15 protein-coding genes are annotated in these 22,346 nt (G+C 55.0%); 12 read left to right on the forward strand and 3 right to left on the reverse strand.

Features of this window, described 5'->3' with window-relative positions; genetic code table 11:
• The first annotated feature begins 17 nt into the window (after positions 1-17).
• From J8Z22_RS08985 to J8Z22_RS09005, 5 genes are all read left to right on the forward strand, one after another.
• Complete coding sequence (locus J8Z22_RS08985) at positions 18-905, forward strand: alpha/beta fold hydrolase (RefSeq protein ID WP_252010138.1); 888 nt, start codon at positions 18-20, stop codon at positions 903-905.
• Between the two features lie 166 nt (positions 906-1,071).
• Complete coding sequence (fadD, locus tag J8Z22_RS08990; protein ID WP_028113376.1) at positions 1,072-2,751, forward strand: long-chain-fatty-acid--CoA ligase FadD; 1,680 nt, start codon at positions 1,072-1,074, stop codon at positions 2,749-2,751.
• Complete coding sequence (gene rnd, locus J8Z22_RS08995; RefSeq protein WP_252010139.1) at positions 2,751-3,863, forward strand: ribonuclease D; 1,113 nt, start codon at positions 2,751-2,753, stop codon at positions 3,861-3,863. The genes fadD (J8Z22_RS08990) and rnd overlap by 1 nt, the downstream gene beginning before the upstream one ends.
• Positions 3,864-4,187: 324 nt before the next feature.
• Positions 4,188-5,858, forward strand: a complete 1,671-nt coding sequence (gene fadD / locus J8Z22_RS09000) for a long-chain-fatty-acid--CoA ligase FadD (RefSeq protein WP_028113378.1) — start codon at positions 4,188-4,190, stop codon at positions 5,856-5,858.
• A 335-nt stretch (positions 5,859-6,193) separates the two neighbouring features.
• Positions 6,194-8,104: a methyl-accepting chemotaxis protein gene (locus J8Z22_RS09005; protein WP_252010140.1), complete on the forward strand. Its 1,911-nt coding sequence runs from the start codon at positions 6,194-6,196 to the stop codon at positions 8,102-8,104.
• Positions 8,105-8,145: 41 nt separating this feature from the next.
• On the opposite strand, the gene J8Z22_RS09010 is transcribed toward J8Z22_RS09005, so the two are convergent.
• A complete protein-coding gene (locus tag J8Z22_RS09010; protein ID WP_252010141.1) occupies positions 8,146-8,970 on the reverse strand; it encodes a hypothetical protein in 825 nt (274 codons plus the stop codon).
• A gap of 629 nt (positions 8,971-9,599) precedes the next feature.
• Here J8Z22_RS09010 and J8Z22_RS09015 point away from each other — a divergent pair.
• The gene (locus J8Z22_RS09015; RefSeq protein WP_169629272.1) at positions 9,600-10,559 is read left to right on the forward strand and encodes an AraC family transcriptional regulator ligand-binding domain-containing protein; all 960 of its coding nucleotides are present in this window, start codon (positions 9,600-9,602) and stop codon (positions 10,557-10,559) included.
• Here J8Z22_RS09015 and rimO read toward each other — a convergent pair.
• A complete protein-coding gene (rimO, locus tag J8Z22_RS09020) occupies positions 10,556-12,004 on the reverse strand; it encodes a 30S ribosomal protein S12 methylthiotransferase RimO (protein WP_028113382.1) in 1,449 nt (482 codons plus the stop codon). The genes J8Z22_RS09015 and rimO overlap by 4 nt on opposite strands.
• A gap of 552 nt (positions 12,005-12,556) precedes the next feature.
• Between rimO and J8Z22_RS09025 the strand changes: the two genes are divergently transcribed.
• From J8Z22_RS09025 to J8Z22_RS09050, 6 genes are all read left to right on the forward strand, one after another.
• The gene (locus tag J8Z22_RS09025) at positions 12,557-13,855 is read left to right on the forward strand and encodes an endonuclease/exonuclease/phosphatase family protein (RefSeq protein ID WP_252010142.1); all 1,299 of its coding nucleotides are present in this window, start codon (positions 12,557-12,559) and stop codon (positions 13,853-13,855) included.
• A 21-nt stretch (positions 13,856-13,876) separates the two neighbouring features.
• Entirely contained in the window at positions 13,877-14,680 is an 804-nt protein-coding gene (locus J8Z22_RS09030; protein WP_252010143.1) for a hypothetical protein, read from the forward strand.
• Positions 14,680-15,780, forward strand: a complete 1,101-nt coding sequence (locus tag J8Z22_RS09035; RefSeq protein ID WP_252010144.1) for a KTSC domain-containing protein — start codon at positions 14,680-14,682, stop codon at positions 15,778-15,780. Before J8Z22_RS09030 ends, J8Z22_RS09035 begins: the two co-directional genes overlap by 1 nt.
• A 206-nt stretch (positions 15,781-15,986) precedes the next feature.
• Positions 15,987-17,441, forward strand: coding sequence for an MBL fold metallo-hydrolase RNA specificity domain-containing protein (locus J8Z22_RS09040; RefSeq protein WP_252010145.1), 1,455 nt, complete (start codon positions 15,987-15,989; stop codon positions 17,439-17,441).
• Positions 17,442-17,793: 352 nt separating this feature from the next.
• Positions 17,794-19,251, forward strand: coding sequence for a methyl-accepting chemotaxis protein (locus tag J8Z22_RS09045; RefSeq protein WP_028113386.1), 1,458 nt, complete (start codon positions 17,794-17,796; stop codon positions 19,249-19,251).
• Between the two features lie 114 nt (positions 19,252-19,365).
• Positions 19,366-19,809, forward strand: coding sequence for a YaiI/YqxD family protein (locus tag J8Z22_RS09050; RefSeq protein WP_028113387.1), 444 nt, complete (start codon positions 19,366-19,368; stop codon positions 19,807-19,809).
• Between the two features lie 700 nt (positions 19,810-20,509).
• On the opposite strand, the gene J8Z22_RS09055 is transcribed toward J8Z22_RS09050, so the two are convergent.
• On the reverse strand, positions 20,510-22,339 hold the full coding sequence (locus tag J8Z22_RS09055) for a M2 family metallopeptidase (RefSeq protein ID WP_252010146.1): 1,830 nt from the start codon (positions 22,337-22,339) through the stop codon (positions 20,510-20,512).
• Between the last annotated feature and the right edge of the window lie 7 nt (positions 22,340-22,346).

The following is a 22,346-nucleotide window of genomic DNA, read 5'->3' on the forward strand; positions in this document are numbered from 1 at the left end:
ACAACAGAGGGATTGCTATGGCACTCTTGCCGGCACCAGAAGAGACTTATTTTGCCCTGGACAGCATCGAGTTGGCCGGCCTGCGCTGGGGGGACCCGAATGCGCCGCTGGTGGTGGCGTTGCACGGTTGGCTCGATAACGGCAACAGTTTTGCTCCACTGGCACCGCACCTGGTGGCGGCGGGTTACCAGCTGCTGGCGCTGGAGTTTCCCGGCCATGGCCATTCGCAGAATCGCCACCAGGGTAATTACTACCACTTTCTGGACTACCTGTATGAACTGCATCAGCTGTGGCCGCAGTTGCCTCGACGTCCGGTTTTGGTGCTGGGCCACTCCATGGGCGGCATCATCGCCAGTCTGTTTGCTGCCCTGTACCCGCAGCAGGTAGCACGGCTGATGGTGGTGGAGGCCATGGGGCCGTTGACTGCGGCACCGGAACAGACTCTGGAGAAGATGCGCCAGGGGTTTGCCAGCCGCGACAAGCCGACTTCCCAGGCCAGCTATCGCGATATTGATGCCCTGGTGACTGCACGTGCCAAGGCTGGCCAGTTTGACCTTGAGACTGCGCGGCTGCTGTTGCAGCGTAATCTGCACCAGCAGCCGGATGGCCGTTGGTGCTGGCGTTCTGATCCGAGATTGCGAATGCGCTCTCCCTGGATGATGACCGATGCGCAAGCGCAGAATTTGATGCAGGGATTGATGACGCCCACCTGCTTCGTACTGGGGCAGGGTGGCTTTGACGAGCTTCGGTCGGCCTGGCAGGCCCGGCGACACTGGTTTGCCGACGCCCGCCTCGAGTTGATCGAAGGGGGCCATCATTGCCATATGCAGCAGCCGCAGCAGCTGCTGAGGCTTATATTGCAATTTATTGATGTAAAAAGCAGCGAACACACCGGCTTAGACTAGGCATTGGTGTGAATCACGCTATCATTGAAACCGTTTGTAACAGTCAACGAAGTCGGTAACGAATGCGCCGCGATCCGTCGCGACTAAGAGGCGAACCAGCCCGCGCCATGGACCGGCTTCGTTTACGTTTAGACCCAGGCAGTCCTGTTCGAGAAAGGAGAACAGTGTGGATAAGGCATGGCTTAACAGCTACCCCGCCGATGTACCGGCAGAGATTCAACCCGATCAGTTTCGCAACCTGCTCGACCTGTTCGAGCGCAGCTGCAACCAGTACGCCGATCAGGTGGCGTTCATCAATATGGGGGCGGTACTGACCTATCGCCGGGTTGAGGAGCAGAGCCGGGCGTTTGCCGCTTACCTGCAAAACGAGCTGAAACTGCAAAAAGGCGATCGGGTGGCGCTGATGATGCCCAACCTGTTGCAGTATCCTGTGGCTCTGCTCGGGGTGCTGCGCGCTGGCATGGTGGCGGTGAACGTGAATCCCTTGTACACCCCGAGAGAACTCAAACACCAGCTGTGCGACGCCGGGGCCAAGGCGATCGTGCTGGTCACCAACTTCGGTCAGAGTCTGCAGCAGATTGTCGACGACACGCCGGTGGAGCATGTGATCCTGACCAAGATTGGCGATCACCTGTCGGCGCCAAAACGAACTGTGGTGAACTTTGTGGTGCAGTACATCAAGAAGATGGTGCCGAAATACCACCTGCCGTACGCCGTTTCCATGCGCAAGGTCTTGTCGGTCGGTCGGCGATTGCAGTACATCAAGCCCAACGTTGACGGTGGGGACATCGCGGTATTGCAGTACACCGGCGGCACCACCGGGGTGGCGAAAGGGGCGATGCTGACTCATCGCTCGCTGTTGGCGAATATGCTGCAGGCCGATGCCTATTTCGGCCCCATCCTCAAAGATGGCGAAGAGATGGTGGTTACACCGTTGCCGCTGTATCACGTGTTTGCCAACACGGTCAATTTGCTGCTGTTCTTTAAGAAGGGCGGCCAGAACCTGCTGATCACCAACCCCAGAGACATGCCGGCGTTTATTGGTGAGCTTAAAAAATACCCCTTTACCGCGTTGACCGGGGTTAACACCCTGTTTAATGCGCTGCTGAACAACGACGAATTCAAAGAAGCCAACTTCAGTCAGTTTAAGCTGACCATCGGCGGCGGCATGGCGGTGCAGCGTGCGGTGGCAGAGCGTTGGGAATCCCTGACCGGTTTGCCGCTCATCGAAGGCTACGGCTTGACCGAGTGTTCACCGGTAGCGGCGGCAGGCACTTACAATCAAACCGAGTATACCGGTGCCATTGGCTTGCCACTGCCCTCCACCGAGATGCGCGCCGTCGATGATGACGGTCAGCCAGTGGCGGCTGGAGAAACCGGTGAGCTTCAGGTTCGTGGTCCCCAGGTGATGCGTGGTTACTGGCAGCGCCCGGAAGAGACCGCCAAGGTCCTTACCGAAGATGGCTGGTTGTTTACCGGTGACATCGGCTACATGGACGACAAGGGACAGTTCTTCATTGTCGACCGTAAAAAGGACATGATTTTGGTGTCTGGATTCAATGTCTTCCCCAATGAAGTGGAAGACGTGGTAGCCAGCCATCCGAAAGTGGTGGAAGTGGCCGCGGTCGGTGTGCCCCACGCGGCCTCCGGTGAACTGGTGAAGATCTTCGTGGTGGCAAAAGACAACGCCCTGAGCGACAAAGAGCTGATCGCCCACTGTCGTAAACAGCTTACCGGCTACAAGGTCCCGAAACTGGTTGAGTTCAGGGACGAACTGCCAAAGAGCAACGTCGGTAAAATTCTGCGCCGTGAACTGCGCGATGAAGTGAAAGAGAACCAATCCTGATGAGCGAATTGTGCTGGCAGTGGATAGACACCGATGAACAACTGGCGCAACTGTGTGCCCAGTGCCGCCAGGCCGACGCCGTGGCGCTGGACACCGAGTTTGTGCGAACCCGAACCCTTTACGCCCAGTTGGGTCTGATTCAGATTTACGACGGCACCACTCTGGCGTTGGTGGATCCACTGGCGATCAGCGATCTGAGCCCATTTTGGGATTTGCTGGCGGACGAATCTGTGGTTAAGGTTCTGCACTCCTGCAGCGAGGACCTGGAGATCTTTGCCCAGCAAGGGCGGGTTCAGCCTAAGCCGCTGTTTGATACCCAGATTGCCGGTGTGCTGCTGAATCAAGGGGTGGCCATGGGCTATGGCAAGATGGTCGCCGCCTATCTGGAGATTGAACTGGACAAGGGCGAGGCGCGTACCGATTGGCTGGCTCGGCCTCTGCGGGATAAGCAGTTGCACTACGCCGCCGCCGATGTCTACTACCTGCTGACCATCTATCGCACCATGGCGAAAGAGATCACCGATGCCCGGCGTCTGCCTTGGTTGCTGGAGGAGGGGGAGCGGATTACCGAGGGGCGCTTGTCGCCGGTTAATCCAGATACCGCCTACCTGAAGGTGAAAAACGCCTATCAATTGCGGCCCGAACAATTGGCGATTCTGAAGTCACTGGCGGCTTGGCGCCTGCAGGTGGCGCAGCAGCGAGATTTGGCACTGAGCTTTGTGATCAAAGATGCTGCCCTGTTGCAACTGGCGAAACGGGCGCCCCGTAGCATGGGCTACCTGACTCAGCTGGATTGTTTGACCGAGCGGGACGTGCAGCGCCACGGCCGCGCCATCCTCAAAGCCATCGCGTCTGCCGATGTGGCCAACCCGCCGGAACCGGTGGATCCCTTGAGCGCCGACCCGGCATTCAGAGATGCGGCGAAACGGGTCCGCAAGGCGCTGGTGGAAGTGTGCGAACAGCACCAGGTAGCGCAGGAGTTAATGGCATCAAAGAAGCTGGTGCATCAATATCTTAAGTGGCGTTTAGGCGCCAGTAGCGAGCAGCCTGTGGTGACTCGTGGTTGGCGCGGAGAGTTGACGTCGGCGAAACTGGCGGCATTAAGCGTCTAAAAGCGGCAAAAAAAAGAAAAATCTTAAAATTGAAGTGAAAAGCGACATTCCTCTGGCTGGCATGTCGCTTTTTTTATGATTCGGTAGCTTTCGCCGTAAACACCTGCATTTCCTCTGTCATTAACCGGATTTGCCATCACAACCTCTGCCAGCCCCCTGCCTGTTCTGGCCAAAAAAAACACAACAATGGTTAATTTGTTAGCTGGGCATGGCTGACATCTTCAATCAGTTATGTGATGATGTTCACGTTTATACGGTTGTTTAATACAGCTGATTAAATACCAGAAGCGGAAAGGACTAAGCCGTCAGGAGAAGGAGCGACACATGGAAAAGGTCTGGTTAACGAGTTATCCGGAAGGGGTGCCGGCGGAGATTGATGCCGATAAGTTTGCCTCTCTGGTGGACCTGTTCGAACAATCGGTCTCTCGTTATGGGGATAAACCTGCCTTTATCAATATGGGGAAATCGATTACCTATAACGAATTGGACAGGCTCAGCCGCGATTTTGCTGCCTACTTGCAGCAGGAGTTGAAGCTGAAAAAAGGCGACCGGGTAGCCATAATGATGCCCAACCTGATTCAATATCCGGTGGCCCTGTTTGGCGTATTGCGTGCCGGCCTGGTGGTGGTCAACGTCAACCCGCTGTATACCGCTCGAGAATTAAAACATCAGCTTAATGACAGTGGTGCCAAAGCCATTGTGGTGGTGTCTAACTTTGCCTCAACTTTGGAAGAGGTGGTAGACGAGACCCCCATTGAGCATGTGATTTTGACCAAACTCGGTGACCAATTGTCGCCGTTTAAACGGACGCTGGTGAACTTTGTCGTCAAATACGTCAAAAAGATGGTACCTAAATATCATCTGCCGGATGCCCATTCCATGCGCAGTGCCCTGTATAAAGGCGCCAAACTGGAGCTGGAAAAGCCGAAGATCGATAACGGCGATCTGGCCTTTTTGCAATACACCGGAGGCACCACCGGGGTGGCCAAAGGCGCGATGCTGACGCACCGGAACATGGTGGCTAACCTTGAGCAGGTGAGTTCGTGGATTGGCCCGACGTTGAGCGAAGGTGAGGAGTTGGTGATTACCGCTCTGCCTCTGTATCACATTTTTGCCTTGACCTGTAACTGCCTGACTTTCATGAAGCTTGGTGGCACCAACCTGATGATCACCAACCCCAGGGACATGCCGCTGTTCATCAAGACCATTAAGAGTTACCCCTTTACCGCCATTACCGGCGTGAATACCCTGTTTAATGGACTGCTGAACACCCCAGGATTTGACGAGATCGATTTCAGTAAGCTCAAGATTGCTCTGGGCGGCGGCATGGCGGTGCAGGCCGCGGTTGCCGACAAATGGCAGAAAGTGACCGGTTCGCGGTTGCTGGAGGGCTTTGGACTGACAGAGAGTGCGCCAGTGGCGTCGGTAGCCCCGTATGACAGCAAGGGGTATGACGGCACCATTGGGTTGCCGCTGCCTTCGTGTTCCATTCGTCTGATTGATGATGACGGTAAGGTGATCACCAATGGCGATCGCGGTGAGTTGCAGATTCTTGGCCCTCAGGTAATGAAGGGCTATTGGCAGCGACCGGAAGCCACCGAAGAGGTGATCTGCTCCGAAGGTTGGCTGTCCACCGGTGACATCGCCACCATGGATGAGCGTGGATACTTCAAGATTGTCGATCGTAAGAAGGACATGATTCTGGTCTCCGGCTTTAACGTGTTCCCCAACGAGATTGAAGACGTGGTGGTGATGCACGATGACGTGGTGGAAGCCGCGGCCATCGGAGTGCCGAACCCGGTATCTGGTGAAGTGGTGAAAGTGTTCGTGGTTGCCAAGCCAGGAGTCAGTGAAAAGGCGATCATAGACCACTGCAAGCAGCATCTTACCGGCTATAAAATCCCGAAGATTATCGAGTTTCGTGACGATCTGCCTAAGACCAATGTCGGCAAAATTTTGCGACGGGCGTTGCGGGAAGAGGAACAGGCTGCCTGATTCTGAGCAACCCAAACTGCGCCGCCCAATGGGCGGCGTTTTTTATTGCGACTGCCATGGTTCTGTCACACCCGGTTGGTAGAGTTATCGGCGTTGGAGAGTCTGTATTCACTGCCAACGTCCTCGAGATTGATTTTCGGCACCTTCCCTCAGGTGCCGTTTTTTTTGTTCAGAGACTTGGATCTGCATCAATAGTTTGCTGCTGTATTTTTAACAATCAGCCGACGGGTTCACGGCTTGGAATTGGTTCCTAATTTATAACCACCGGGCTAATTCCATCTTCGTTATTCGGTGCCCCACGGCGAAGAACTGTTTGTTATTTAAGGAAACTATCTGTGAACTCCTTGGGTCTGAAAAAGAGCATCACCCTCTATATCGTGGCATTGGTCACCTTTACTTTGTTGGTCGCCAATGGCCTCTCCTACGTAACCCTGAGGGATGACACTACCGCGGCCATCGATATGAGGATGAGCGCGCGGGTGCGATCGGACGCGACTCAGGTGCAGCGATGGTTTCAGACCCGGGCTGAAGCGGTGTCTGCAACTGCGGATCATTATCGTCAGGGCACCTATGATCAGGCCTATGTGGCGGTGTCTCGATTGATGACCGACAGCTTGGGGTTGTACTCGATGTTTTTCGCTTTTGATGATGGCAGTGCCTTTGCCAGTGTGGCTGAGGATGACATCTGGAAGCAGGGAGTGGCGGATCCCGCGAAGTACGATCCTCGGCCCCGAGGCTGGTATAAACAGGGACGGGCGTCGACGGAGCCGGAACTGACCGGCATCTACAACGACATGGTGACCGGCAACCCGGTGATCTCCATCGTTACCAACCTGGGTGATGGCGTGCTCTCCGGTGACATCGGTTTGTCGATTCTGTCCGATACGGTTAACAGCATTCACAGTGACGGCGTAGTGGCGTTTATTGTTGACGCCCAGGGCAAGGCGCTGGCGTCGACTTCGCCGGTGATTGCTGTCGGCGATACTTTGTCCGATACCGGTCTGCAAGCGATTCAACAGGGAATGCAGAACGAGCGTGACGCCAAGATCCAGTATCGCATCGATGGAGTGGACAAGCTGGCGTATACCAGCGCCATTGAGCTGATTAATAATCAGCGCTGGTACCTGATTGTGGGGGTGGACACCTCGGTTGCGTACGCCTCGGTCGCGGCGGCGGCCACCGAGGCGTTTTGGACCTCGGCTGTGATGATGGTGCTGGCGGTGGTGATGGCGGTGGTGGTACTCAACGTACTGTATCGGCCGGTGCTGGCATTGAAATCCATGGTGCTGGATCTGTCTCAGGGCAATGCCGATCTGACCCGGCGTTTGTCGGTGCAGGGCAATGATGATCTGGCCCAGATTGCCGATGGCATCAATGGCTTTATTGCTCATCTGCAGTCGTTAATGACTCAGTTGTATCAGTCTTCGCAAACCATCTCCGGCAGCATTGGCCGGCTGGAACAGCAGACTCAAACCAATGCCGGCCACCTGAGTGACCATTGCCGGGAAACAGAGCAGGTAGTCACCGCCATTCAGGAGATGAATGCCACAGCTCAGGATGTGGCCCGCAATACCACCAGTGCCTCACAATTTACCCATGAGACCAATCAGCAGGTTGCCGATTCCGGCACGTTAGTGGCGGGCGCCAGTGACAGCGTATCGGCGCTCTCCGGTGACATTTCGCTGAGCTCGCAGCGAATCACCGACATCGAGAATGACACCTCGAAAATCACCGACATCATTCGGGTGATCAGTGAGATTGCCGATCAAACCAATCTGCTGGCCTTGAATGCCGCCATCGAAGCGGCCCGGGCCGGCGACCAGGGCCGGGGGTTCGCAGTGGTGGCCGATGAGGTTCGCGCCTTGGCGGCACGCACTCGCTCCAGCACCGCGGAGATCGAGGAGAACCTGTTGCGATTGCGCCAGGGAGCGGAGCAGGCCATCGAGTCGATGGTGGCGACCCGCAGCAGCTGTGAAGCGACCACCAGCAACACCGATAAGGTGGCCACAGCGCTGCAGGAAATCGCCAAATCCGTGGCACATATTAATGATCTTAACAGTCAGATAGCCACGGCCTCTGAACAACAAAGCAGTGTGTCTGATGAACTGTCGCGCAATATGACCGCGATTCAGACTCTGGTGGCCGAATTGACAGCCAGCGGTGAAGCTACGGTGGATGAGACGCGGGCCCTGAACGATGCCAATGCCCGCTTTATGGCGGTCGTCAGCCAGTTTAAATTGGCGTAACGCCGGTTAGAGGGCGGCGCAACCTGTGCCGCCCATCTCGACTAGTACGGCCACAGCACGGCGGTGGCTGGCTTCATTCCTCCCCTGAAGATAGCCCGTATCTCAGTGGCCACATCGTGGCAAATTTCATCGGTTAGCATTCGGGTCAGTTGCGCCAGCCGATCCCCTTGAGCCTGTTCCAATTGCGCCTCAACCTGTTGAATCACAGAGGCTGGATTGAGATTCGCCAACCCTCGTTCATGGCTTTGCCAATGATACGTAAGCCGGTGATGAAGGCTGTGGGCGGCGTACAGGCGCAGGAAGTGATTCACAAACGCCAGATCATCCAGCGGGTCATGCAGGCTTCTTGGGGGAGACACAAGCACGGGCGGGCAGGCATCGGCGGGTAGGCTCAGCAGGCAGGCGCTGAGCTGCGCAAACAGCCTGGGGTCATCGCTGTTAGCCAGTAAGCAGTGCAAAGCCTGGCTAAACTCCTGCTCCTGGCCTCGGATTCCAGAAGCGATGGCGTCGCACAGCAGGGCCGGCGTAACTACCCCCATTGGCGCGAGCAGAGTCATCAGCCAGGCGGCCCACTGTTGGTTGTCAGTGAAGTTCAGGGACTGATTGGGACCGCAGAAATAGTTGTAACGGTTGACCGCTTCCAAATAGCGCTGCAGCAGAGGCTGGCTGTATTTGTCGGCGGCCAGGGCGGTAAACAGCGACTTGGATCCGTCGCTGGCCGACTGTTGGGTTCCGGCCACCACGAACTGGTAATGGTGGCTAATTGAATGAGGTTGCTGCAGCACAAGCGTCTGGCGAAGCTGCTCCAGGGCCAGCTCCAACGTCGGTTGGTGATCTGGGTGAAACTCGATGGTAATGGGTGTCATGGTGTCAGTGAGTCCTTCAACCGGCGTGAGAGGTAGACGGAGGGGGGCCGGTTCGATCCGTTGAATTTCTTCTGACAAATTGATCAGCATGGTAAACCTGTTTCACAAAGTGGCCATTGTGGTCTCTTAGTACTGGCTTGAACGCCAGCGAACCAGGACATTGTGTGAGCATCAACATATATACGTTTGAATTATATATGCTTATTTTGGTTTTTCGTTGCTGATGGTCAGTGGCCAGTGAGAAAATACAGTATAGGGATATGATATCTGCTTGAACGGATTAATAAAGGCAAGCGTTTGATCTAACGTCATAAAATATGCACATCATGGTGATTATTATTCATGATCTTCGAGGCAGTCTTCATTCGCTGACATCGCTTTACTCGGTTGTTCATTGTGTGACTCGTGACCATCATTCGTAATAAAATTTCATTTAAGATCTCAAAGACTACTTTTTTGCGGGCTGGTAATGGTGGCCCACGTCGATTATGGTTGCTTTCTGTCGGTAACTTTGATCGAATGAACCGGTACTGAATGTAAGTCGGAGCGCGATGATGGCGGACAAACGGTTTCCTCTGGATACCAAACTAAGGCGTGTTTTCAGTAGGTTGGGAATTGATCCTCAGCCGGTGTTCGCGCGCGCAGGGGTGGATGTCGCCCTGCTCAGCAATCCGGATGCTCGCCTTAACAGCCACCAATATCTGGCACTGTGGTCGGCACTGGAGGAACAGTTTGAGCCCGCTGATCTGGCTCGCACTTTGGTGCAGTTATGCAACAGCGATGACTTCTCGGCGCCGATGATGGCGGGTCTGTGTTGCAGTGACCTGCTGTCTGCCATACGCAGACTGCAACGCTTTAAAGGGCTGCTGGGGCCGCAGCAGTTGAGAGTAACCGAAGCCGATGACTGGGTCAGAGTCGAGGTGGTATCCGACATGCCGGTATCGTCCTTGCCGGTATCGATGATTGTTACCGAGTGGTACTTGATTTTGAATCTGGCTTACATGGCAACCAAGGTGGAGTTACCGGTACAGTCCTTGCGCCTCCATGAGGTTAGCGATGATGCACTGGCATTGGCGCGCCAGCATGGTATTGAATTGGAGCTGGGTGATGGCAACGCCATTGAGTTCCGCCGCGAGGATTGCTTGCGCCCGTTTTTACCCCTGAATGACGGTATGTGGCAGTTCTTTGAACCGACCCTGTTGCGACTGATCCGCAAGCTGCATGCGCAGCCAGAGACCGCCAGCCAGGTCAAAGCCACGCTGGTTGAGAGTTTGCCGTCTGGGCTGGCGGATAAGGAACATGTGGCACAGCGGATGGGGATCAGTCCCAGGACCCTGCAAAAGCGGCTGTGTTCGGAGAAGAAACCGTTCCAGACGGTATTGGCCGAAGCCCGTAAGGAGTTGGCCTGCCACTACCTGCGGCAGTGTCATTTGACCCATATGGAGATCAGCTTGTTACTGGGGTTTGATGAGGTCACCAGTTTCTATCGCGGCTGTCAGCGTTGGTTTGGCTTGACGCCGGAAGCGATCCGTAAAAATGAACAGGCCGGCATAGAGCCGGCCTGGGAAAAGGAGTGCAACCAGGGTTAGCCCAGGTCTTCGATCTCGTCATTGTCGTCACGGACGATGGTGGCGTACAGATCGTAGTCGTTGGCAAACTCGATGGAGGCCCACACCATCTGGCCAACCTCGACATCAAATTCGCCTCCCAGAATCACCTTGCCGTCAATCTCCGGTGCGTCCGAATAGGCGCGGGCTACCGCCCCTTCGTCATTGAGCTCATCGACAATCACCCGCATCTCGGTGCCCACACGGGCCTGCAGGCGCTCGGCGCTGATTCGGGCTGCCACTGCCATAAAGCGCTGGTAACGGTCTTCCATTACCTCGTCATCGATCAATTCAGCCAGATCATTGGCAACGGCACCGTCCACCGGGCTGTATTTGAAACAGCCGACCCGATCCAACTGAGCTTGTTCCAGCCAGTCCAGCAATAGCTGAAAATCTTCCTCGGTTTCGCCGGGGAAGCCGACGATGAAGGTGGAACGGATCACCAGATCGGGACAGATCTCACGCCACTTTTTGATCTGTTCCAACGTGCGCTCGGCCTTGCCGGGGCGTTTCATCGCCTTCAGGACTTTGGGGGAGGCGTGCTGGAAGGGGATGTCCAGGTAAGGCAGGATTTTGCCTTCGGCCATCATCGGAATCACTTCGTCTACGTGCGGGTATGGGTAGACGTAATGCAGTCGTACCCAGATCCCCATCTCGGCCAGTTTTTCACACAGTTCGGTCATACGGGTTTTCACCGGCATGCCGTTCCAGAAACCGGTCTTGTGCTTCACATCCAGACCGTAGGCGCTGGTGTCCTGGCTGATCACCAGCAGTTCCTTAACGCCAGCCTCTTTCAGGCGTTTGGCTTCATCCAGTACCTCACCGATGGGACGGCTGACCAGATCGCCACGCAGGGCCGGAATAATGCAGAAGGTACAACGGTTGTTGCAGCCTTCGGAGATCTTCAAGTAGGCGTAGTGACGTGGGGTCAGTTTAACGCCATGATCCGGGATCAGCGCCGTCAGGGGATCGTGCTCCGGCTTAGGCAGGTGATTGTGAACCTGCTCCAGCACCATTTCATAGGCGTGGGGGCCGGTGATGCCCAGCACCTTGGGGTGGACCTCTCGAATTTCGTCCTCTTTGGCACCCAGACACCCGGTGACCAACACCTTGCCGTTTTCATTCAGCGCTTCGCCGATGGTATCCAGGGATTCCTGTACCGCGCTGTCGATAAAGCCGCAGGTGTTAACGATCACCAGGTCGGCGCCGTCGTAGGAGTTGACCACGTCGTAACCTTCGGTCCGCAGTTGGGTCAGGATGCGTTCGCTGTCCACCAGGTTCTTGGGGCAACCCAGAGAGATGAAACCGATGCGGGTTCCGGTGCCGCGTCCCTGGCCCATGGCTGGGGCCACCTTAGTGGCGTGGGTGGTATTCGGTTGCACCGCTTTTGGCGTGTCATTGCCGGGATCAAAGGTTTCGACGGTCATGGCATCCTGTATTCAGTTGGTAAATTTCGAAGTGCGCGGATTATACCTGAGTCAGGGAAAATGTGCAGGGCGAAAAATTGTCCAAGCCTCGTTCTTCGGGGTGATCACCGCTGGTTACATTGTCTCTGATTATTAAGTCACTATTTTGCCGGAGTTTACAGTGGAACGGGGTTGAGAGACGAGGGAGCGCTTCAGCTTACAGATCCTGGCATCACAGATGATTTGACTGTGGGGGAATCACCCTGAGTGGTGTAAGCCTTTGTCTTTGGCAGCTGCTGGTCCGCCTCTAAATATAGGTTGAGTTACTCAATCAATGAATGGGGGGGATTTTTAATAAAGTGATTAAATATCAATTTGATAGGATTTTAATCCAATGTCGGTGGTCGGCAGGCGAGGATGAGTAAACGTTACCTTTCGTATTTTGTTGAGTACGGTTGAATGGACTCGCTGAAAAAGTAATGCAATCAATAATTGCCTTGTATTTATTAGGCCCTCCTGTGCAACTTATAAGAAAGACTTATAAAAAGTAAATTGGCATTGGGGAAACCGTGAATGGGTGGCTATAGGCATATTCTGGTTGGTGCTTTTATATCACTAGTGATTTCAACGTGGGCGAAAGCAAAGCCGTTAACCGTGGCAACGTATAACATTAAATATTTAACCGCCTGTGTTAATTCCGTTCGAGAAAGTCATCTTCGTCAGGTTATTGAATTGGCGGATTTTGACCTGTGGGCTTTACAGGAGGTGAAAGACCGCAGGGCGCTGATCTATTTTTTTCCTGAAGAAGACTGGAACATTGTTATAGATGACCAAAGTACGGACGACCAAAATCTGGCTTTTGTCATCAAAAAAGACGTTAAATATCGACTGGAGTCAGGCAATACACACGATGCCGGCAAATTGGATTTTCTATTTCCCGACTCTTCCAATTTTCCGGATAAGCGTGATGTGCTCAAAGTGTACCTAGAGGTTGCCGAGTTGAGTGATGAGATCGTGGTGCTGAATCATCACGCCAAATCGCGTTACAACGGTCGCCTGACTTCTGAGCCGGTACGAATAGGGGCCAGCCTGGAGATTGTTGATTATCTGTCATCCAGCGCAGAGCAGTATGTGGTGCTGCTGGGCGATTTCAATGACACCGGCGATGACGCTTCACTGAACACTTTGGAAAATGGTGTGAAATCGACAATAGAGCTGGAGAATAACACCGGTTCGTTTATGGAGAATCTAACGGAATCACTGCTGTCGGTGGATGCGGTAACCTACGGACTGAACTCCAGGGCCATCGACAGTATGGACCGTAGCCGTCTGAACCCGACAATCTCAGGGAGCAGGCAGGACAATGTTTTAAATTACGACGATGGCTATGTGGTGAAGCGGGCGCTTTATGATCAGATCCTGGTCTCTCCGGCATTAAAAGACCACGCTATGGTGAATTCTGCCGATGTCTTTGCCGGAGCGGTATCGGTAGCGGGAAACAGTGACACACGAGCGTCTGATCATGTTCCATTGTTTACGACTCTATTTGATGCGGCTTCTAAAATAGAGTCACTGTCGATTAAGAGGGTACTGGCTAACCCGGATGGGGCGGATAATGACAATGAATTGTTGGTTATTAACTCATCTTTACATTACACATTTAAGGGAGTGATAACGCTTAGGGATGAGTATGGCAGTGATTATCTGGCTTCGGTAGACATTCAACCATTGGATGAGATTACTGTCAGGCCACTAGCGACGGCATTTTCTCTCAACAACGACCAGGAAACAATTTCACTCTATATCTCGGGAAAGGAGGTGGATCGCATAAGCTATTCCAATGCCGCTTCAGGAGAGTGGCAAATATTTTGAGTGCGTTATAGGAGACTAAACATGACACGGATGTTGTATTTGGCTCTGATGATATTTTCCATTTCATCTTATGCCTTGGATTTTTCGGAATATGACCCCTACAGCTTCAACGAGAACTATCGTCGCGGTGAGATTGTCAGCGAATCTAACCATCTTTGGGTTGCGAGACTGCCCGGTCGCGGTCACCCACCGGCGAAAAGCCGGTTCCATTGGGTGAGAGTCGACATCGGCCACCCTGAGCCATGGCGGTCGGGACGGTTTTACGTGTTGGGCAAGGTGGTGAGTTTCGGCAACCAATTTTATCTGGCTAAAGGGGTAGGGTTCGCTCAGCCGGATTCTGGGCGGGATTGCTGCCAGTGGCAAGTGTTCACCCATCCAGGTATTGGCACCGATCTGCCGTTAGTGGATTCGGACGATGCCAAACAAGGCCTTGAAGGTATCGACAGCAACTTCAACGGCATCCGTGATGACTACGAAGTTGCCGTGGTGATGGAAAGCCCTTCTGAAGCCGTGCGTCAGGCGGGGCTGGGGGCGGCGTCGGCGTATAAACAGATGGTGTCGATGGCCACTTCGGCTGAAAGCAAGGTGACGCCAGTTGCGGCGGCCGAACTTGTGGATGAGTTATTGACTGTCTCTGCCTGTTTTCGCAGCCTGGCTGGCGAGCATCAGGGCGTGAGTGGTTTCCAGCACCGCTATTTTAATACCTTTGAGCGAATGGAAGCCTATCTGGAAGCGGAGTCCCGTTTGTATCAGGCATTGGGTGACGATTATCAGCCAGTACTGGTTGACCTTCCTTGTCAACAGATGAATCCGGTGGAGGAGTGATGATGAAATTTCCGTTAGCTATCCTGTTGCTGTGTTTTGGCTGCCACACCATGGCGGCACCTGCTGAGTGTGCCCGTCAGGTCGATACCCTGCGTCTGTTTTACATCAATGGGATGTTCACCAAATACAGTGCCTATCTGGATAACCGGTTGGCATTGCAGGCATTCCAGACGCGTTACCTGAGTGATAAGTACCCGAGCGCCGGGGCGGTTGTGGGTTCTTACAACGAGAGTGAATCGGTGACGCGTCAGTTTTTACAGGTGGCGAAGCAAAAGATGCAAGATCGCGCCGAGTCGTCCACCATCTTTGATAAGTGGGTGGAGGGGCTAAGCCAGGTCATTACCGGTGGGGTGTTGACGCTGGTGCCAAATCAGGAGGTGTTGATCCAGATTATCGCCGAGTCCTATGCTGCCGTGTCGCCAGGCATCCAGGGGGAGGGAGATTACCTCGGTGCGGCTTCGGCATTGAGGCGGACAATGGATGGCTGCAGCAGAACCATTTTGGTGACTCACTCTCAGGGTAACTTCTATGGCAATGCCGTCTTTAATGAGTTGTACAGCGGCTATGCCTTCCCGGGCAATTGGCCCATGAGGGATTACCCTATGCTGGCCCAGATGAGCATTGCCAATCCTGCGGATTCGGTCGGCGGTAACGCCGGCACCGAGTTTGAGCAGATGGTGGCGCACATCACCAATGATACGGACGCGATTATGGGGTTAGTCCGTGAGCTTCTGGGGTCGATTGATGCCAATTACCAAGCGGATTTCACCGACAGTGATGTGAGTGGTCATGGCTTGGTTACCTCTTATCTGGAGTCGCCCGGGCAGGCAGCAACAATTGCTGCTGAAATGCTGGCGATGGCCGATCAAATGGTACCGATGCCCATGTTCAATCAATGGCCCTCGGCGTCTTCGGCGTTTTCTTCCCATGGCGCATCGACAAAGAGTGGCATTCTTGATTTGAACTTTACCTACGGTGGCCCCTACCGCTATCAACAGCTTTCGGAGTCGGTGATCGAGTCGTTTCTCGGCGCCGAGTCTCAGGGAAGCTTCTTCAACGCCAATATTCGTGGTGTCTATCCCTATCGTAAGATTGAGTAGCACCTGAATTTAGCTGCAGGCGCCGAACGGCGCCTTTTTTGTGGCCTGCCGTTCAGCGAATGATGTGGGGTACCGGTGTTGCCGCCGCGGCAGGTGGAATTTGCCTAATTGGGGTTCGGGGCGCACTATTAGAGGTAGGCTGCCTTTACACGGAGTGTTTTTAGGTTGTCATCTCAGCGAGATAGAAGACGCCGGGAGGGCGCACAATGACAATGACCCTGGCTTTTCTTGGTGCCGCCGGCGAAGTGACCGGCTCCTGTCATTTGCTGACCGTTGATGGATGGCGGTTGCTGCTGGATTGCGGACTGATTCAGGGAGGAAAAAAGGAAGCCGCCCGCAATCGCGAGCCGTTTGATTTCATTCCCTCCAACATCGATGCGGTAATACTCAGCCATGCCCATATTGACCACTCAGGGCGCTTGCCGATGCTGGTCAAAGAGGGGTTTGATGGTCCCATTTTTACCCACAAAGCTACCCGTGAACTGTGTGACATCATGCTTCGGGATGCGGCAATGCTGCAGTTGCGACAAACCGAGCGGGCGAACGAAAAACGCCAACTACGAGGCGAGTCATTGCTGGAGCCGTTGTTCACTGAGGCGGATGTGGACGCGGCGATGGCGTTGTTTGTGGATCTGGAGTACGAGCAACTGACGGAAGTGAGTCCGGCGGTGACGGTTCAGTTGCGCGATGCTGGCCACATTCTCGGTTCTGCCATCATCGAGCTGTGGCTGAATTCCGGCTCCTTTCGCAAAAAGTTGGTGTTCAGCGGTGATCTGGGACGTTGTGACATGCCGGTGATTCGGGACCCCAGCTTTATTGACCAGGCGGATCTGGTGGTGATGGAGAGCACCTACGGCGATCGGGTGCACCGTGGCTGGCAGGAGACGCTGGACGAATTGAAAGCGATCTTCGCTCGGGCACTGAAGTCCAGCCAGGGTAACATTCTGATCCCGGCGTTTTCCGTGGGTCGGGCTCAGGAACTGCTGTATCTGTTTCACCTGTATGGCAAAGAGTGGGATCTGAGCCGCTGGTCTGTTTATCTGGATAGCCCGATGGCCACCCAGGCGACCGGCGTGTACGTACGCAACAGCAACCTGTGTGACGCCGAATTTCACCAGTATCGGCGACATCATCCCAGCCAGCATCCACTGCTGACCAAGGTCAATTTTGTGCAAACTACCGAAGAGTCTATGGCCCTCAATGAGATAGATCGAGGTTTGATCATTATTGCCGGCAGTGGCATGTGTAATGGGGGGCGCATTCGCTGTCACCTGGAGCACAACTTATGGCGCCAGGAAGCGGACATCATCATCTGTGGCTATCAGGCTGTCGGTACGCCCGGCCGCTTGCTGGTGGATGGGGCTCAGGAGCTGAAAATTCGCGGGCAGTCGGTGGAAGCCCGGGCCAGAATTCACACCATCGGCGGCCTGTCTGCCCACGCCGATCAGCAGGAGTTGATTCACTGGTATCGACGGTTTTCCTCGGCGCCGCCCTTGGTGCTGGTTCACGGTGAACCCGAGGCCCAGAAAACCTTGCTCAGCCATCTCCAACCTCACTGCTCTCATGCCGTAATTGCTCACAGAACCGACACTCTGGATTTGAGTCAACTGCCTGAATTGGTGTGGTTGGCACCGCAATGCTGCCCGGAAACTACTCTGTGAGTAGTTGGAATATAAAGACAAATTCAGATTGTTGAGCCTTATTCAGCGCTGGCGCTAAAGCTGCTGATGTTACAGGCCGATAACAGCCATAGTGCCGTGACAGCGGTTGTGTTTGCTCTGGGTCTGAATCCTGTTTGCCCAAATATCCTTTCAGATGTGTACAACAATTACATAAATGCTGTGGAATAACCGTACTTTGGGTGAGTGCGGCCACAAATTGCCCCGCTTTATGTGTGATCGGGATTACAGACTTGTAAATAAATTAAAAGGTAGTATTGTCCGGCACATACTTAGGGTCACAGTTTTAGTCTGACAAATGTTAACGCCAGTATAAGGCGGAATGAGGCAGCGGATGAGAGAAGTAGAATTCAGAACCATTGACCGCTTGTTTATCAAGCTGACATTGAATGAGAAGTTTTGGCTGCTGTTTCTGATGGCAGCACTGGCTGTAATGGGGATGGCCACCAATCATTATCTCGATGCCCGGTTGCAGGCCCAGTTGCAGTCTGAACAAGTGGTTCAGGCACGATTGGCGGGCGTGGTATCCGTGTTAAACGAACTGCCGGCAGACAGTGATGCTCGAAGCCGGTTGATGGCCCGTGAGGGGATTCAGCTGGTTCCCGCTCCCACAGCCACCGAGCGTCGCGGCGATCGCATTACGGTCAGCCAGCCCTTTGATGGTGGTGCGGCCTCCCTCACAGTGACGGCACCCGAGGCCGAAGCTCAGGCTCGTAGTGAGGCATTGTCGAGTCTGGGATTGACCACCTTATGGCTGCTTCCTCTGGCGCTGTTGTGTTACTGGCTGGCGACCTTCCTCGGAGGCGCGTTGTGGGTGATGAATCAGGCCATTAACCGTCTGGCGGACGGTGATTTGACCTCTCGATTGGGTTTTCATGTGGGCCGAGAGGAGTTCGGCATCATCGGTCATGGCTTGGATCGGACCATGGACACCATCAGTGAGTTGGTGGGTACGGTGAAAAGCAGTTCGGCGACTCTGAATCAGACTGCCTCCGGTTTCCGCCAGGACAGCCAGAACAACGAAAGCCAGATCAATCAGCAGTACAGCTCCTTGGATTCGGTCGCCACGGCCATGGAGGAGATGAGTGCTACCGCCAAGGATATTTCCAACCTGGCCCAGAAAACTTCGGCACAGCTGGAGCAGGATGGTGCCATGGTGGAGCAGAGCAATCAGAAAGTGCAGAACGCCATCATCGAAACCACTGAGCTGGCGGACAAGACCGATGCGGCATCGGTAACGGTCAATAATCTCAATGCCAAGGCCACCGAGATTAACGAAGTGATTACCACCATTAATGCCATCTCCGAGCAGACCAATTTGTTGGCGCTGAATGCGGCTATCGAGGCGGCTCGAGCCGGTGAACAGGGACGGGGCTTCGCGGTGGTGGCCGACGAGGTACGTACTCTGGCTTCCCGAACACAGCAGGCCACGGTCGAGATTCAGATGATGATCGATAAGTTGCAGACCGAAACTCAGGGCATCTCTGAGATCACTTCTCATACCCTGAAGCAGGCCCATCAGAGCCGAGAACTGATCAATGAGATTGGTCAGGACGTGACCGCCATTGCCGACTCGGCCAAGGCGGTGATGGACATGAGTGCTCAGATTGTCAGTGCGGTTGAGCAGCAGACGGCGGCGGCCAACGACATCGCTTCGGAGTTGTATGATATTCGCGGTCAGTCCAATGCCATACGCAACAGCTCAGAGCAATCGGCGGTCAGCGTTCAGGAGTTGTTTGATAGCTCTCAGTCTCTTGGGCAGATTTTGCATAAGTATCGCACCGCCGAATAGAGTTAACACTGGACCAAAGCAACATCATTGAAGGGGAGGTGACTCCCCTTTTGTTTGCCTGGGACCTGGCGGCGCTGTACCCTGCGCAGAGTTCCTAGAAACAGGTCAAAAACGATGAAGATATGGGTTGATGCCGATGCCTGCCCGGTGGTGATTAAAGAGATTCTGTTTCGCGCCGCCGAACGCACGCAAGTGCACACCAAGCTGGTGGCTAACCACGCCATGCGGACACCGCCGTCGCAGTACATCAGTGCCATGGTGGTCCCCGCAGGCTTTGATGTGGCGGATAATGAGATTGTGAAACTCACTGAGGCGGGGGATCTGGTGATCACCAGTGATATTCCGCTGGCGGCCGAAGTGATTGAGAAAGGAGCCTTGGCGCTAAGTCCTCGGGGGGAGTTGTACACCACCAGCAATATTCGCTCACGGCTGAACATGCGTGATTTTATGGATACCATGCGTGCCAGTGGTGTGGATACCGGCGGGCCGCCGCCTCTGAGCCAACAGGACCGCCAAGCATTTGCCAATCATTTGGATCGCATCCTGGCCCAACGTTGATGGTTTAAGCGCCCTGTCTTACCCGCGAAGGCGGGTATCCAGTGGCTTTTCTGCTCCTACCAAAAATCAAAGCCACTAGGCCCTCGCGTTCGCAAGGGCGACCCCCCCTCTTCTGTCTTACCCGCGAAGGCGGGTATCCAGTGGCTTTTCTGCTCCTACCAAAAATCAAAGCCACTGGGCCCTCGCGTTCGCAAGGGCGACGGTGCGAGTTGATAGGGTGTGCGGTAGCCCGTTTGTTACCGTGGTTTCCGCTAAGCAAGCTGCAGTTGGTTCCCTGCGCACTCGAAGCAGTCCTCCGTCGTGCCCGCGCATGCGGGTATCCAGTGGCTTTTCTGCTCCTACCAAAAATCAAAGCCACTGGACCCTCGCGTTCGCAAGGGCGACACGATGAGGGTTAGGTGTTGGCGGCGGTAGTGGTGGCCGCCTTAATACTCCGGTGCGAATGAGCTTAAAACGGCCTTCCGTCGTGCCCGCGAACGCGGGTACCCAGCGTCTTTCCCTCAATCAAAATCAAAGCCACTGGGCCCTCGCGTTCGCAAGGGCGACGGGGTAGGTCGGTCGTGCCAGCGAACGCGGGTACCCAGTGTCTGTGCCTTTGGTCATTCTTGCGCAGGCGAGAATCCGGTGTTTTTCGGGGTATCAACATCAAAGCCTAAAAAAAGAACCCGGCTGACGCCGGGTTCTTTGGTTTGCGGTGGGGTTACCAGCCACACTGGCGGCCGGCGGCCTGGTTTTGTTGCCCCAGCCAACCCTGCAGTGGCGCAAAGTAGTTCAGCAGGGCCTCACCACTCATCTGCTCTGAGCCGGTGACCATGGCCAACGCCTGCGGCCATGGCTGAGACAGGCCAGATTCCAGCATGGTGTTCAGCTTGGCACCGGCCTCCTTATTGCCGTAGATGGAGCAGCTGTGAATGTCACCCTCAAAGCCGGCAGTCTCACACAGCGCCTGATGGAACTGGAACTGCAGGATGTGGGCCAGGAAGTAGCGGGTATAGGGAACGTTGCCGGGTACATGGTATTTGGCGCCAGGATCGAAGTCCGCTTCACTGCGAGCCACCGGCGCAGCGATGCCCTGGTATTTGGCGCGCAGATCCCACCAGGCCTGGTTGTAGTTTTCTGGCGTGATTTCACCGGAGAACACCTTCCAGCGCCATTGATCGATCATCAGGCCAAAGGGCAGAAACGCCACCTTGTCCAGTGCCTGGCGTAGCAGCAGGCCGATGTCACTCTCCTTGGAGGGCACCGTGTCCAGCAGTCCAATCTGCTGCAGGTAGCTGGGGGTAATCGACAGGGCTATGGTGTCGCCGATGGCTTCGTGGAAGCCGTCGTTGGCACTGTCTTTAAACAGGAACGGCTGGTGCTTGTAGGCGCGCTGGTAGATGTTGTGCCCGAGTTCGTGGTGGATCACCACAAAGTCTTCGGCGTTTTTCTGGATGCACATCTTGATGCGAATGTCGTCCTCGTTGTCCAGATCCCAGGCGCTGGCGTGGCAGACGACATCCCGATCCTGAGGCTCAACAAACAGCGAGCGGTCCCAGAAAGTTTGTGGCAACGGCTCGAACCCCAGCGAGGTAAAGAACTGCTCCGCCTGCTCGACCATCTTGATCTCATCGTACTGGTGTTCTGCCAGCAGTTCGGTGAGATCGAAGCCCGGATCGGCGTTGGCAGGCGCCACCAGATCGTAGATATTGCCCCACTGCTGTGACCACAGGTTGCCCAGCAGGTGCGCTGGAATCATGCCGTCCTGGGGCACCACCTCTTCACCGTAGTGCTCACCCAGTTCGCCGCGCACGTAGCAGTGCAGGGCGTCGTACAGAGGCTTTACCTCTCCCCACAATGAATCCAGCTCTTTCGGGAACTGCGCCGCCGGCATGTCGTACTTTGAGCGCCACAGTTCACCGACGTCCTGGTAACCCAGTTGCCGTGCTCCCTCGTTGGCCAGTTCCACCTGGCGGCTGAACAGAGGACGCATCGGTTTGGCGATCTCGCGCCAGCCCTGCCAGATGTCCAGCAGTTGTTCCGGATCTCTGGAAGTGGCCATCAAAGAGGAAAGTTGCGGCTGACTCAGGCATTCGCCGCTCTTGAGGCAGTGGCGGCCTTTGCCATACAGGCCACCCAGTTCTGCATTGAGGCCGGCCAGCTCGGCGCTTTTCTCCGGGCTGTCCGGAGAGGGCAGAATGATGGTGCGTTTCAGCACTTCCAGTTTGCGCAACTCGACGTCGCTCAGTCCCTGAGGATCGGTCTTGGCCGCTTGACTGGCGTACATGACCGCCTTGTCATTGAACCGGCGCTCGGCGTCGGAGGCCAGGGCCGCGGTATCTTCGGTGATGAAGTTGCTGTAGATCCAGGACGCCCGGCCCGCTTCTTCCACCAGATTAGACAGGTCGGCCTCGGCGGCAGCGATGAACTCACGGCTATCGCTGTCCGGGTTGGTTTCCTTGCCTTGATCGGGGGTGGGGGTCGGGGAGCAGCCGCTGAGCAGCGCCAGAGTGACGGCAGACAGAGCCATCGAGTGGCGGAAAAGTGCCATATCGCGT

It is taken from the genome of Ferrimonas sp. SCSIO 43195 (assembly GCF_023716685.1).
Classification (GTDB): Bacteria; Pseudomonadota; Gammaproteobacteria; order Enterobacterales; family Shewanellaceae; genus Ferrimonas; species Ferrimonas kyonanensis.